This window comes from Clostridium subterminale, from assembly GCF_039521425.1.
In the GTDB taxonomy this organism is placed as follows: domain Bacteria; phylum Bacillota; class Clostridia; order Clostridiales; family Clostridiaceae; genus Clostridium_J; species Clostridium_J subterminale.
This window is the reverse complement of the sequence record NZ_BAAACI010000001.1, coordinates 200,180-213,491: the sequence shown is the minus strand read 5'-3', so window position 1 is coordinate 213,491 and position 13,312 is coordinate 200,180. Positions and strand designations below refer to the sequence as shown.

The following is a 13,312-nucleotide window of genomic DNA, read 5'->3' as shown; positions in this document are numbered from 1 at the left end:
TTATGCTTATGATTTCTGCATACAGCATACCGTAACATGAAACAATTCGTTACCTGGCATTACTCCAGAGCATATATCAATGGCTTCAAAGCCCATTGACTTATATAAATGCATTGCGGGCTCATTTTCCACCAAAACTTCCACACAAAGAGGTCTTTTCGTAGTGTTTTGAACTACATACTTAACAAGGCATTTACCGATACCCTGATGCTTATATATTGGGTTAACGTATAACCACGCAAGCTCATCATCCGAATATGCGACAAATCCAACTACTTTACCGTTCACCAAAGCAACGCAAAGGGTATAATCAAACAGTCCTTCGTTAAAAGCAGCCTCAGCAAGTGGAATAAATGCATCACTTAGTTCAGCAAGCCTTAGTTCAACCATGCGGGCATTGTCATGAATTTCTATCAAACGCGGCCAATCCTGCTCTTGGTATTCCCGAACAACAATTCCTTCCATAGATCCACCTCCTCTCTAAGTAGCATGTAATAAATTCATGTTTATCTATTAGTTTAATAAAAAACTAACTCACAATTTAATAATATTACGAATTAATTATAACATATTTGGTAAATATTGTACTTTTAATTTTAAAAGATTACTTATATAAAGCTATATTTGAAATGTATGTTGAAATTGATATAAAAATAAGAGGACTAATAGCTAGCCCTCTTATTACACAATGCACTAATATTTCTCTTACTTTTATATTTTGCATTTTTCTCCCTGATAATAGCCAAAGTAAGTATTCCTCTTTTGTAAGTGAATAAAAAAGTTCACCATTATATATTTTAGTCTATTAGTTCTATTCCAAGTTTTTCATAAAATTCTTTATCTACATAATGGCTAATTTCAAGATTATTGTCTTCTCTAAATTTTATTACATATCGTTTCATATACTCTCCATATATACCATCTAAATCTTTTGGATAATAACCTTTATCTTTCATTTTTCTTTGTATCTCTAAAATATCTGAACCTCTATCTCCAGGCTTTAAAGTTATTAGTCCATCCTCGAATGGTCCGTTTGGACCTGCATATATTGCTACTATCATTCCAGGCTCTACATACTCATATAATTCTTCAATATTTTTATTAAACATTCTAATACAACCATGGGAAGCTTCTGAACCAATTGTTCCTGGTCTATTTGTTCCATGAATTCCAAATTTGCCCCAAGGTACATTCAACTCAATCCATCTAGTTCCAAATCCTCCACTCCATTTGGCCGTCCTAACTACTTTCCATGTACCTGTTGGAGAAGGTGTTTTTGGTTTACCACTAGCTATACTGTATTCTTTTAAAGTTATATTTTTCTCTTTATCTATTAAATAAAGTTTTTCTTCACCAATATCCACTAATATTGCAAGATTTTTATCACAATCGTTCTTTGAAGTTGCTTTTACTGTATATACATTTATGATAAATATAAAAATAATTATGTTTACAAAAAAAACACTTCTTAGAAACCCTTTCTTTTTCAATTATAGCACCTCATTCCATGTAATGTCCTTTATAGTATGCCACCTAATCATTTTTATATTAAAATAATTTTTTATGCATTATTTACTTTTCAATGTTTCATGATTTATTTCATGTTTATCATTGAAAGTTGTAATTTATTTTCGCATCAAAAGATGATATTCATGCTTGGGACTTAAGTACATCCTTACTACAAATTGCATAATACATTTAAATTACAAAACAAAAATACCATATATTCACGTTGAATAATACGGTATTATGAAAAGCTATTTAATTCTATATTTGTTACGCTATTTTCTAGAATTACGAAATAAAAAATTATTTTGTTTTGTAGTTGTTACGACTTATAAGAAATTTCCGTCGATACGTAGTTTAATTACTGTGTTGGATTTTTTTGGATACTGTTACCTTGAACTACTTTCAACTCCTCGTAATCCTTCTCGTAATTTATCAATTGCATCTATTACTCTATTCATATTTTCTTTGTTATTTAAATTATTTCGTGCATGTAATAATACTGGTCTTAACGATTCAACTGAATGTCCAAACTCATACATCCATTTATATCTTGGAACTATCCACAAATGAAAATGATGTGTCGTATCTTCATTATAAAAATAATATACTTTTTCTATTCCAAGTAATCTTCTCTGTGCATCTCTGATTCTGCATATTAAGTCAATATATTCTAAGCGTTCTTCAGCAGTTAGCTCATCCATGCAATAAAAATGTCTCTTTGAAGCCAAGATGACTAGTCCAGGTATCGGATAAGCCACATCTTGATGCACATGAAAATGTTCAGTTTCTATTATAACCCCACCAGTTGGTTCTATTAATCCGCTTGTAATTGCACAACTTAAGCACTCTACTTCTAGTTTTCTCCCGTCAGCTAATGTAATTTTTCTAGTCAATAAACTCACCTCTTAAATTAAACTGTTTTATGATTCTCAATGATTCACTACTTAAAGTTAAGTCAACAAATTCTGCTTTTTTTACTGCTGTTTTTTAGAATAATAATACGTAAATGCAATTCTTCCAACACCCATACAAATTATAGCAATTAAATTAAAGATAATGGTTATAGAAAAAATCTGTTGAGGAATTTGTTTAATAAATATAAAATATACTGCACTAACAAGTATTCCTAAACCAAAATTAATTGGACGCAATTTTGGTTTAATATCTGCAATACCTTTCATATCACTTACTAAATAAATGTTTCCAAGTACAAGATAAGTGACTACTTCCGCCAAATGTAGAGTAACAAATTGATATAGGAATAATTCGATATAATTATTTCTTATAGAATTAATTTGAATTATTATTATAACTACAAAAGCCATAAATAAATTTACAACAATTCCTCCATATGAAACTATTAGGTTCTGTTTATCTGTTAAATATTCCACTCTATCTTCATCAACTGGAGCTGGCGTAGAAAAGAATAAATATGGCTTTACACTTACCTTAATCCAATTTTCTTTACAGCCATATATCCAGTAGAAATAAGAATGTCCTAGTTCATGTAACCAAATTACTAAATATAATGTAAAATAACTAATAGCAATTTCTAACAATAGTTTCAAATTAACCTCCTCCTATCCTCTTACTTAAACCATCAGCATTTCTACTGCTTTATAAATTTCATATATACATTCTGAACTAGAAAAGTAAAAAACAGAGATGATTTAATACCATTTCATCATATACACTTTCAACAGTCTAATATACTATAAATTTCATCATAAATATTTTGTAATTCTAAATTTTCAAATTTGGTCGTATCAACATCTATATTTATACAATCATCTATTTGCAACTTAAAGTTCTTGTTTGTAACTCTATTTTTAAATTCATCAAATCCACTTATATTAATAATATGCCCTCGATGTCTTTCTCCAGAATTATCACGTTTCAAATATCTATCGTACAATATTTCTTCAGGAGCATGACAATATACTTGTATTATTTTATAAGCATACTTATTTTTAAAGTTATTAAAAACTTTTGTTGCATATTTATCTTCAAAATTCCCCTCAATAATAAAAGACTTGTTAGTTTGACATAATTTTTCAGTAAAAAGATATGAAAGTTCAAAACTGGTTACTCCTAATTGAACTGCCCATTCTTCATCTCGGATACCCAAACAGTCGAAAAGCAATTCTTTTATTTCATCTTTATTTATTAAAGATAAATTGAATTTACTTGCCAACTTCTTACTTAATATTGTTTTACCTGTAGCAGATGTCCCAGTAACTACTATCATTGTATTTACCATATTACGGACTCCCAAATTATTTCTTTAATAATATTCATGTATATACTCCTAGCTTAATATAAATAATTTTCAAAGCTCTACCTATTAAAAATGAATATAAAAAATATCTAGAATTTATATTTATTGCTTAACCTTGAAGACCATTAGCCTGTCGTTCCATATTTTCTACAACAATATCGTGAATATCACCTAATGAAGCACAATACTCAAGTACTTTCCATGGAGTATTTGTGTGAAAATGAATTTTAATCAGCTCCTCATCACCAACCGCAAGTAAGCAATCGCCTTCAATGTTTTTTGTAATATACTCGTTTATTTTATCTTCTGAGAGATTTTCTCCTTCAATTAATAATTGCGTATCAAATCTATATTCAAGCATAATTATTCTCCTTTTCCATTTTATAAATTACAATTTATCTTCCAGTTAATTATAACATATTTTGTAAACATCACACTATTCAATTTTCAGAGATCATAATTCATTATCTAATTCGCAATTTATTAACATTATGAGAATGTTATGAAGTATTATATTCTCATCACTTTACTTTCTTAAAAACAAAATCGCAGCAACTTCCTCCGTCTCCCAATGTCTGTGTTCTTTCCCATTTTACATGCCTATGAAGTCCCCTAAAACAATAAGTATCATTCTTACAATAAAGTTTTGAAATCTCCGAACAATTATTTTCTGCTGGGATATCTACAAAAATACATTTATTTACCGTATATGCAAATCCATTATCATCATCTTGTAGAAAATCAGTCTCCCAGCATTTTCTGTTTTTACCTTTCATATCATTCCACAAAGATTTCCTGACTAGTTTATAGCCATTGGGAAGCAAATCTAACATGTTATAAATCATTCCAGCAAGTTTTGCAATTGATTCAAATACACTTTCCAATATATAATAAGCCTCATCCTTTGTAAAAGCATACTTTTGTAAAATCTGATATGTAGCAATTCCAGGAAATATGGAGTTGCATAATGCATGCTTTTTATAAGCATTTTCCCCATAGTCAGCATCCTTTTCTAATTTCATAATGTATTTTATAATATCCTGTTCAAGTTCTTCTATTCTTACCTTCTTCCATTGCTTTTTCTTAAGAATTTTCTTAATTTGTTTCAAAGTATATTTTATATATAATCTTTTTTTAATTTCTTTTTCGGAACTCATTTGTCAAATCCTCCAATTAAATTAATACAAAATTACTTGAGCTTAAATTACTATCATTAGTAGATTAGATCATATTCTTTAAACACTGTACTTTCCTACTTTCAAAGATCCTGTTTATTAGTTCGTCTTACCTACATATTTCCCACTAACCTACAAATCAATCTTTCTCCAATACAAGCAGTACTATTCGTTTTACGGGTGGTCCTGATTATCATTTTCATGAAACTGTGATAAGTTATGATTTTTGTCCTGATAAAATGAGTTTGCTTTTCTACTATCAATTTTATTAAGTAAATAAATACCCACTATCATTATTCCTAAGAAAACCAGAATTATCAAAAGAGCCTGCATGTTTATATTATCATCTCCTTTTAAAAACAAATTGAAAATAAGACTTTAAGGTAAATGCTAAATTTTTATAATTAGTCCCTTGTAACTCCAGTGCTATATCCTTATAATATCATTATTTCAATAAAATGTATTGTATTATATAAAAATCAGTTTTCTTTCTTTGAAATCAGTTACCTTAGTATAAGAATATGGTATCTATTTAATTAATCTTAAGATAAGAGATATAAGGTAGATAATATTTACTTAAATATCTTGTTTTAGTAGTATTTAATATATTGGATATTTAATTGGAAACGACAAAAATGAGGATTTTAATAAAAATCTATATAAATTAATTTTTGAAGATATTGAATATAAACAAAAATATTTTGCATTAGTCGTTCATTCGCAAGTTTTTGAGGGGAAAATAGAGAAGTTGTTAGGTAAAGCTGTAGATAAAGATATAAGAACTTGTTTTATTTTAAATAACCCAAACTATGAAAATGAAAATACAGCAAAAGAGGTGATGAAAAAATTTCAGTTAAAATCTCTAGATTCTGAACTAATGAAAAAAATAGATAATGAAATGAATTTTTGTAAAGGATATTGGAGAACAGTAGATGATCTTAGTAAACATGGATTAGGATATTGTTTACTTCTAGATGAAAAATTAGCTAGTGTATGTTATAGTTGCACGGTAGGAAATAACCAGATGGAGTTAGATTTAGAAACTTTAAAATTACCATACCTTATCTAACTTATCAGAATAGAATTCTATGGCCTTTTTATACTTTATTATATCTTCATCTGAGGATGTTTGAACCAAATTATTTAAAAGAATTTCTATTGCTTTAGTATATTCTTTTAAATTATATAATATCATTGCATAGAAAGTTTTAAAAGCATTGTTATCTGGAAATTTTGCTAAGCCTTCCTCAAATATTTTTCTTGATTTTTCATACTCTCCTAATGTTCTGTAGGTACTACCTAATCCTAAAAAAGCACCTTTCAAATCATCATCTGGTAATCCAAGTACAATGGCTTTCTCATAATATGGTACAGCCTCTCTTTCCAACCCCATAACATCAAAACTCCAGGCACATTGATAATTAATTATTGAATTGTTAGGATTGTTATTGGAAAGATTTACTAGAGCTCTATTTGATTCTTTTAAATTTCCTTCTTTCCTCAATCTAATTGCCATATCTAATTCTTCCATATCTAATCCCCCTATTATGTTACATAATTATTTATAACTATGTAATAAATTGTAGTAAGCTTATATGTTAATTGTAGCATTAATTAAAATACAATGTATATAACTAAACAAAAATCAGTTCTCTTTCGTTAAAATCTAATGTTTTAGGTCTTAATGTCTATTTATCTAATAATCTTCCCATTACAACAGTATTATAATAGTTCCCATCTTTATGTATACGATCATTTATTAATAAACCTTCTTCTACAAATCCATATCTTTTATATAATTGAATTGCTTTTATATTTGTTTGCACCACAGTTAAGGAAATCTTTTTAATTCCAACGGCATCTGCACACATTAAAATATTTTCAATTAGAACTTTACCAATTGAATAACCCCAGTATTTCTTTAATATGCATATTCCAAACTCTGCTTTATGCCTAAATCTACTTAGTTTATTTCCTTCTAAACGAGCAAATCCAGCGATTTGACCTTCAACTTCTGCAACTAAAAATATGTTTTTTTTTGCTATCGAATCTTCATAAATAAGTTTTTCAAAATCCTCTGGAGTTAGTAAACTTTCACCAGATTCCCTATCAAGATTTTCTGTTTCTCCATCAATTTTAACTCTTAGTTTAGATAATTCAATTACATCATATTTTGTTGGATAACGAAGTATCCATGTTAGACTATTGCCTTTTATTATTTTGCTTTCAATGATCATACATTCCCTCCGTAGTATTATTAAAAATTATTAAATTGGAATTTATCTGTTTTAAATCATATTTTTGTAATTATTCCATCAGGTAATGCATTTATTATTCTATTGTCAATTGCCAAATGTGTTATAATACCTGCCATATTATGCTTCTAATCAAAAACTTCTAAACTGGTAGATAATGTTATTGAATACGTTTCTTTTCTACTTTATAACATCCTCATAAATAATATCCACTATTTCATTTAGGCTTAATTCTTTATGTATGCATACCTCAGGAATGATACCTAATAAATCTTTTTCATTCCACCATTTTCTCATTTCTTTTTCTCCAAATTCATGTGCATTAGGCTTTTGTTTATGGCGATTTAAGGTTTCTTCAAAAGGTATGTCGAAGTAATATGCAAAAATTTGATTATCAAACTCATCATATAAATTCTCAAATAGTCTTCTATACCACTTTGAATTTAAAATGCCTTCTAGAATTACGATATTGCAATGTTTTCTTCCATATAATATAAGTTCATTTAATAACTGGATTGCTTCTGTATCAGGGCCATCTTTCACATATAGTATTTCTCTTCTAACAACATCTTGTGAAATTAGCATTGTACCATGCCCAAATTTTTTTTGTAATGCTTTGCCTGTTGTAGTTTTGCCACTTCCTGAATTACCTCTTAGTACTATTAACTTTATTTCTTTATCCATATATTATTTGTCCTTCCAAATTAATAAAATTTCTACTTTATCTAATTTTTAAAAGGTAGATTAACAATACCTCATCTAGATTGACACCATTGATCCTATTACTTATAATACGGTTTTACTTATAAACAAAGTTCTTTGCTTCAGAGGAGGTTTTTACTCTCATTGAAGCTTACTAACAGACTTTTTAGTATCAGTATTTTTGATACTAAAAAGTCGTTGTCCTTTAGGGGAAATCGTTATCCAGGGTCGTAGCCGCTCTTTACTCCCACTTTGAAGAAAATCAGAGAGCCCAAATCTCTGATTTGGTGCGAATCGCTTTCATAGAGTGTGATGGGAGTATTAGAGCGGGTAGTCACAAGAACTAATGGTTAAGGCTAACTTTCTTTTATTGAGTTCTATGACTAGATAAGCTTATTTACATTATATATAAATTATTTCTACTCCTGAAAAGTTTATATTTCCACATATAGTTAGAATATTATCTGCTGTTCCTTCATTTCTATTTTTTTCACTTATTGCACCAAAAGATATATTAGCTCTATCTTCAACAGTCCAATTTCTAGGTACATATAACTCTACACCAGAAAAAGAAGATTCTATTCTAACAACTCCTTTTCCTTCATGAAGAACAGCATTATCAAAATACACTTTCATTGCTCCAAAGCTACACTTTAAATCTGCTTGTTCAAATTTATCTGTATTTATATACTTAATACTTCCAGCAAATGAGGTCTGTAACTTTATATGACTTTCATCTTCTGTATCAATGGTGTTAAACTCATAAGAATCCCAATCACTTTTACTGTGAGCCCAATTAGGATGTTTATTAAAAATCATAGAAAGACCAATACTTCCAAGTAATGCTGCTATTAATACTGTCCATGGAGTAATAGCCGTTATACCAAGCTGTTTATCATAAATAATACAAAGAAATGCTATTGGGAATAAAATACCTGGGAAATTAACTTTTAATAAACTCTTTATAGTGATATAAACTAAGAAAGCTGTTAATAATATTGTAAAAATATTTATATCCGAAAAATATCCAAGTTTATTGATAATTAAAGCAATTCCACATAATATAAGAAAGCCTCCTCCAAAAATTTTTTCTTTCTCCATTCTATCTCCTCTTTTCTAATAACTTATTTTTTAAAGGTTTATAATAATGTCTTGAAACATATACCTTTTTATGTGTATGTTGAAATTCAACTATACTAGATGATGTTAAATTGCGTGTTATTGAGTAAATATAATTTATATTCAATATTGTTGATTTTGAAATCCTCATGAAATCTTTTGGCAAGATCTCCTCTAATTCATAAAGCTTGTATTTTACCTGATATACATTATTAACAGTATGTGCACTAACTGTAGTTTGTTCCGTCTCGAAAAATAGTATCTCTGACAAAGAAATATAGTACTCAGTATTATTTTTGTAAAAAGTTAACTGTTTTCTTTGCAAAAACACATCATTAAGCAGCTTTTGAATATCTAAAATATCATCATTTAATTGACTACATTTAATAATAACTTCGTCTTCCTTTATTCTCTCATCAACTTCAATTCGTATTTTCATATCTTCACTCTCCACAATATTAATTATATGCTTAGGATTTTCTTTGTAAACAGAATTAAAGTATGTAGTTAATTTCTTTAAGTAAGAGGTGATTTTTCTATAGTTTGTTACAGTTCCTATAAATAAAAATCTCATTTATTTAGGAAACTTGATTTACATTCACTCGCTGAGTAAGTTATGATAACTAAATCAAAGATTTAGAGAATTACTTATGGTACGGCTCTCCTTATAAGTAGCAAGTCAGATTTTTTACCAGTAAAAAAGATTGTATTTACTCAAATTTACTAAAGATACAGCACTTAACTTTAAGCTGGACCCTTTATCTACAGGTGTTTTTATATCCTGTGTATATTTTTGTTTTGTGGTGTCCTCCTTGTTTTGATTATCTGTTTTTTTTTCGCCGATATCCTCTTTATTTTGAGTAGTTATTTTTTCTTCGGTGGTACTCACTTTGTTTTCTGTAGTTGATTTTCATTCAGATAATGGAGTTCCTTTTCCATATGTTGTTAACAATATGCTCCCCATTAAAAACAATGCTAAAAATTTTCTTTTCATTATACCTATCCATCCTTTTTTCTACATTATAATTAGCATGGAGGTAATTGCCCAAATTAAAGTTAAAGTATTTTGGGTTTATTTTAAAATAATAAAAAACATAAAGAATAAGAAGAAGATTGTATTAATCCTCTGCTTATTCTTTTATTAAAACATATTATATTAAAAAGCTTTTATAATCTCAATATGTTAAGCAAACATAATTCTATCTGAAAGCTCTTCTTTAAAAGTAATTTTATTAAATTCTTCTATAAGATCATTTTTAGTTAAATTGTTCTTTCTCGTTTCCCCCATATCAAGAATTATTTCTCCGCTATGCATCATAAGTAGTCTATTTCCAAACTCTATAGCATGATTTAAATTATGCGTTATCATAATTGTTGTAATATTTTTTTCTTTAACTATGCTATTTGTAAGGTTTATAATAGTTTCTGATGTTTTGGGATCTAAAGCCGCCGTATGCTCATCTAAAAGTAAAATTTTTGGAGTATTTAAAGTAGCCATTAGTAGAGAAAGAGCTTGCCTTTGTCCTCCAGATAACATTCCTACCTTTGTATTTATTTTGTCTTCAAGACCTAAATTTAATATAGAAAGATGATTTTTAAATTCCTCTATCTTTTTTTTATTAACTCCTAAAGAAAGTCCAAAACTACTTCCCTTATTATCTGCCAAAGATAAGTTTTCTAAAATAGTCATAGATGGTGATGTTCCCTTAGTTGGATCTTGGAATACTCTACTTATAAATCTTGATTTTTTATGTTCTTTTAAATTTGTAATATCTTTTTCTTCTAAAATTATATTACCTGAATCTAACTCTAATGCACCAGATATTATATTTAAAAGAGTGGATTTTCCTGCTCCATTACTTCCAACAATAGTTATAAAATCTCCTTTATTTATTTCTAAGCTAAAGTTGTTAAAAATATTAGTTTCATTTATTGTACCTTTATTAAATCCTTTACTGATGGAATTTATTTTAAGCATTTAGATTTCCCCTCCCTTTTGAAGAAAATTTAAGTTTATTTAAAATATTATTATCATTCATAACTATAGCAATAACCACCATTAATGATGTTATTAATTTTAAATCTGTTGGTGGGAAACCTAAATTTAAAGCAACACCAATACTTAGTTTATATAAAAATGCACCTATTATAACTACTGTAGTTCCTTTTAATAACCTACTGTTTTTGAAAACAGATTGACCAAGTATAATAGAGGCTAATCCAAATACTATAAACCCATTTCCCATAGATATATCTGAAAATCTTTGATATTGTGCCATTATAGCTCCACTTAAAGCTACAAGTCCATTAGATATCATAAGTCCAACTATTTTCATTATTCCTTTATTTACTCCAAGAGAAGTAACTAACGTGTCATTATCACCTGTAGCTCTTAAAATAAATCCAAACTTAGTTTTAAATAAAATATCCATTAATAGTTTAACTACTAAAACCATTAATAATAAAGTTACAACTACTGGTATATTATTAGAGAATATATTAGCTTTATTAAATATAGGAAGATTTGCCTTCCCCATTACTCTTAGGTTTATAGAGTATAGTCCTATCATAACTAAAATTCCAGATAAAAGATTAGTTATTTTTAAATTCACATGAAGTATTCCAGTGACTAATCCACCAATAGCTCCTCCTATAAATGCTAATCCTAATGATAAAAATGGATTAATATCCTTTAATATAAATGCTGTAGTAATTGCAGCACCTAAACTAAATGTTCCGTCTACAGATAAATCAGGAAAATCTAATATAGTATAAGTTATATATACCCCTAATGCTCCTATAGCAAATATAAGACCCTGCTCTAAAGTACCTATAAAGAAGTTCATATTACTTACCTCCTTCTATAAGTTTAGCTTTATCCAGTATATCTTTATCAATATTTATAGAAAGCTTTTTAAGTGTATCCTTATTTATAACAAGTTCTGTTTCTTCTAAAGCTTTTATAGATAACTCTTTTATATCTTTTCCTTGTAAAACTTCAACTGCCATAAGGCCAGCTTCAAAACCAAGTTTTTTGTAATTAATACCTTCTGTAATTAAAGCTCCACCTTTAACGTGAGCTTCTTCCGCTCCAATTACTGGTACTTTTTTATCTACTGACTTAGAAGCTATTAGTGCCATTGAAGAAGCTATCATATTATCTGCTGGCGTGTATAAAACATCTATTTTATCCAAGATTGAATCTAATCCTTGACTTATATCATTTACACTATTTACACCTTTTGATATTACTTTTATATTATTTTTCTTAGCTAATTCATTTAAATTATTTACTTGAATTTCAGAGTTTACCTCACTAGTATTGTATAAAACTCCTATAGTTTTTACATCTTTAACTATTTCTTGCATAAGTTTTAATTGTTTTTCTATCGGTACCGCGTCACTAGTTCCTGCAACATTTGTTCCTGATTTATCCTTTGATTTTACAAGACCTGCTTTTACAGCATCTGTTATAGCTGTAGTTATAATTGGGATATCCTTCGTTGTGTTAAACGCTGCCTGTGCTGCAGGAGTTCCAATAGCGAATATTAAATCTTTGTTACTTGAGACAAAATTGTTAGATATCATCTGAGATGTTGCAATATCTCCCTCTGCATTTTGTACTTCTAGATTAAGATTTTCCCCTTCTTTAAATCCCTTAGAATTTAAAGCTTCTACAAATCCTTCCCTAGCTAAGTCTAAAGCTGGGTGAGATGCTATTTGAGATATTCCTATATTCACAATATTTTCTTGTGATGAAGAATTCCCTTTTGAACATGCCGAAAATAAAGACATGCTTACTAGAATTGAACTTAATAAAATTAATTTTTTTGCTACCATACTACCAACCTCCAAATAATTTGTTCTTAATTTGTGTAAAATTAGTAGAACAAAGCTTCAAATAGTATTTTTCTGTAGACAAAATTATATATAACTGTTTATAATAAAAAAACCCCTCCACAAGGTTATATGGAGAGGACTGTTTTAATTCCAAAATAATTAACTGTTAAAGTTATATCTCCTACTTATGCTACTGTGCTACTATTTAATATTTAGCATTTAAATATATATAATTAATATATTTGAATACATGTTTTTAATACCTTACTTTTGTAAAGCTTGGTGAATTAATATTTCCTATTCTACTTTTACTTACTATACTTCTAATTCACCATAACATTTCTACTACTAAACTACTGTTCTACTATTCTACAATTTATATTATCTATACTACTTTTCTATTAAAATGAATTATATATGGCTTTTCCGCTTAT

17 protein-coding genes are annotated in these 13,312 nt (G+C 28.2%); 1 reads left to right on the top strand and 16 read right to left on the bottom strand.

The genetic code is table 11. The features are described 5' to 3' along the window. Positions 1-6: 6 nt before the first annotated feature. From ABDZ93_RS01245 to ABDZ93_RS01215, 7 genes are all read right to left on the bottom strand, one after another. Positions 7-465, bottom strand: coding sequence for a GNAT family N-acetyltransferase (locus ABDZ93_RS01245; RefSeq protein ID WP_343822889.1), 459 nt, complete (start codon positions 463-465; stop codon positions 7-9). Positions 466-797: 332 nt separating this feature from the next. Beyond that, positions 798-1,490 carry a L,D-transpeptidase family protein gene (locus ABDZ93_RS01240; protein ID WP_343822887.1) on the bottom strand — a complete coding sequence of 231 codons (693 nt, stop codon included), beginning with the start codon at positions 1,488-1,490 and terminating at the stop codon, positions 798-800. Positions 1,491-1,895: 405 nt separating this feature from the next. After that, positions 1,896-2,402, bottom strand: a complete 507-nt coding sequence (locus ABDZ93_RS01235) for an HIT family protein (protein ID WP_343822885.1) — start codon at positions 2,400-2,402, stop codon at positions 1,896-1,898. A gap of 81 nt (positions 2,403-2,483) precedes the next feature. Next, on the bottom strand, positions 2,484-3,077 hold the full coding sequence (locus ABDZ93_RS01230; RefSeq protein ID WP_343822883.1) for a hypothetical protein: 594 nt from the start codon (positions 3,075-3,077) through the stop codon (positions 2,484-2,486). 128 nt (positions 3,078-3,205) lie between these two features. Next, on the bottom strand, positions 3,206-3,769 hold the full coding sequence (locus ABDZ93_RS01225) for an AAA family ATPase (protein WP_343822881.1): 564 nt from the start codon (positions 3,767-3,769) through the stop codon (positions 3,206-3,208). A gap of 127 nt (positions 3,770-3,896) precedes the next feature. Next, on the bottom strand, positions 3,897-4,148 hold the full coding sequence (locus ABDZ93_RS01220) for a dihydroxyacetone kinase (protein ID WP_035131475.1): 252 nt from the start codon (positions 4,146-4,148) through the stop codon (positions 3,897-3,899). Between the two features lie 160 nt (positions 4,149-4,308). Beyond that, positions 4,309-4,944: an L-2-amino-thiazoline-4-carboxylic acid hydrolase gene (locus ABDZ93_RS01215; RefSeq protein ID WP_343822876.1), complete on the bottom strand. Its 636-nt coding sequence runs from the start codon at positions 4,942-4,944 to the stop codon at positions 4,309-4,311. Positions 4,945-5,569: 625 nt separating this feature from the next. On the opposite strand from ABDZ93_RS01215, the gene ABDZ93_RS01210 reads away from it, so the two are divergent. After that, positions 5,570-6,031, top strand: a complete 462-nt coding sequence (locus tag ABDZ93_RS01210) for a GNAT family N-acetyltransferase (protein ID WP_343824493.1) — start codon at positions 5,570-5,572, stop codon at positions 6,029-6,031. On the opposite strand, the gene ABDZ93_RS01205 is transcribed toward ABDZ93_RS01210, so the two are convergent. The 9 genes from ABDZ93_RS01205 to ABDZ93_RS01165 all read right to left on the bottom strand — a co-directional run bounded on the left by ABDZ93_RS01205 (position 6,014) and on the right by ABDZ93_RS01165 (position 12,878). After that, the gene (locus ABDZ93_RS01205) at positions 6,014-6,493 is read right to left on the bottom strand and encodes a tetratricopeptide repeat protein (protein WP_343822873.1); all 480 of its coding nucleotides are present in this window, start codon (positions 6,491-6,493) and stop codon (positions 6,014-6,016) included. The two genes, ABDZ93_RS01210 and ABDZ93_RS01205, sit on opposite strands and share 18 nt — an antisense overlap. 157 nt (positions 6,494-6,650) lie before the next feature. Then, positions 6,651-7,199, bottom strand: a complete 549-nt coding sequence (locus ABDZ93_RS01200; RefSeq protein WP_343822871.1) for a GNAT family N-acetyltransferase — start codon at positions 7,197-7,199, stop codon at positions 6,651-6,653. A gap of 198 nt (positions 7,200-7,397) precedes the next feature. Next, a complete protein-coding gene (locus ABDZ93_RS01195; RefSeq protein ID WP_343822870.1) occupies positions 7,398-7,901 on the bottom strand; it encodes a kinase in 504 nt (167 codons plus the stop codon). Positions 7,902-8,321: 420 nt separating this feature from the next. Continuing rightward, positions 8,322-9,020, bottom strand: a complete 699-nt coding sequence (locus ABDZ93_RS01190; protein WP_343822868.1) for a LiaF transmembrane domain-containing protein — start codon at positions 9,018-9,020, stop codon at positions 8,322-8,324. A 1-nt stretch (position 9,021) separates the two neighbouring features. Further along, positions 9,022-9,477, bottom strand: a complete 456-nt coding sequence (locus tag ABDZ93_RS01185) for a LytTR family DNA-binding domain-containing protein (RefSeq protein ID WP_343824492.1) — start codon at positions 9,475-9,477, stop codon at positions 9,022-9,024. A 249-nt stretch (positions 9,478-9,726) separates the two neighbouring features. Then, the gene (locus ABDZ93_RS01180; RefSeq protein WP_343822867.1) at positions 9,727-9,927 is read right to left on the bottom strand and encodes a hypothetical protein; all 201 of its coding nucleotides are present in this window, start codon (positions 9,925-9,927) and stop codon (positions 9,727-9,729) included. 294 nt (positions 9,928-10,221) lie between these two features. Next, positions 10,222-11,016: an ABC transporter ATP-binding protein gene (locus ABDZ93_RS01175; protein ID WP_343822865.1), complete on the bottom strand. Its 795-nt coding sequence runs from the start codon at positions 11,014-11,016 to the stop codon at positions 10,222-10,224. Beyond that, the gene (locus ABDZ93_RS01170) at positions 11,009-11,884 is read right to left on the bottom strand and encodes an ABC transporter permease (protein ID WP_343822863.1); all 876 of its coding nucleotides are present in this window, start codon (positions 11,882-11,884) and stop codon (positions 11,009-11,011) included. The genes ABDZ93_RS01175 and ABDZ93_RS01170 overlap by 8 nt, the downstream gene beginning before the upstream one ends. 1 nt (position 11,885) lies before the next feature. Continuing rightward, positions 11,886-12,878: an ABC transporter substrate-binding protein gene (locus ABDZ93_RS01165; RefSeq protein WP_343822861.1), complete on the bottom strand. Its 993-nt coding sequence runs from the start codon at positions 12,876-12,878 to the stop codon at positions 11,886-11,888. Between the last annotated feature and the right edge of the window lie 434 nt (positions 12,879-13,312).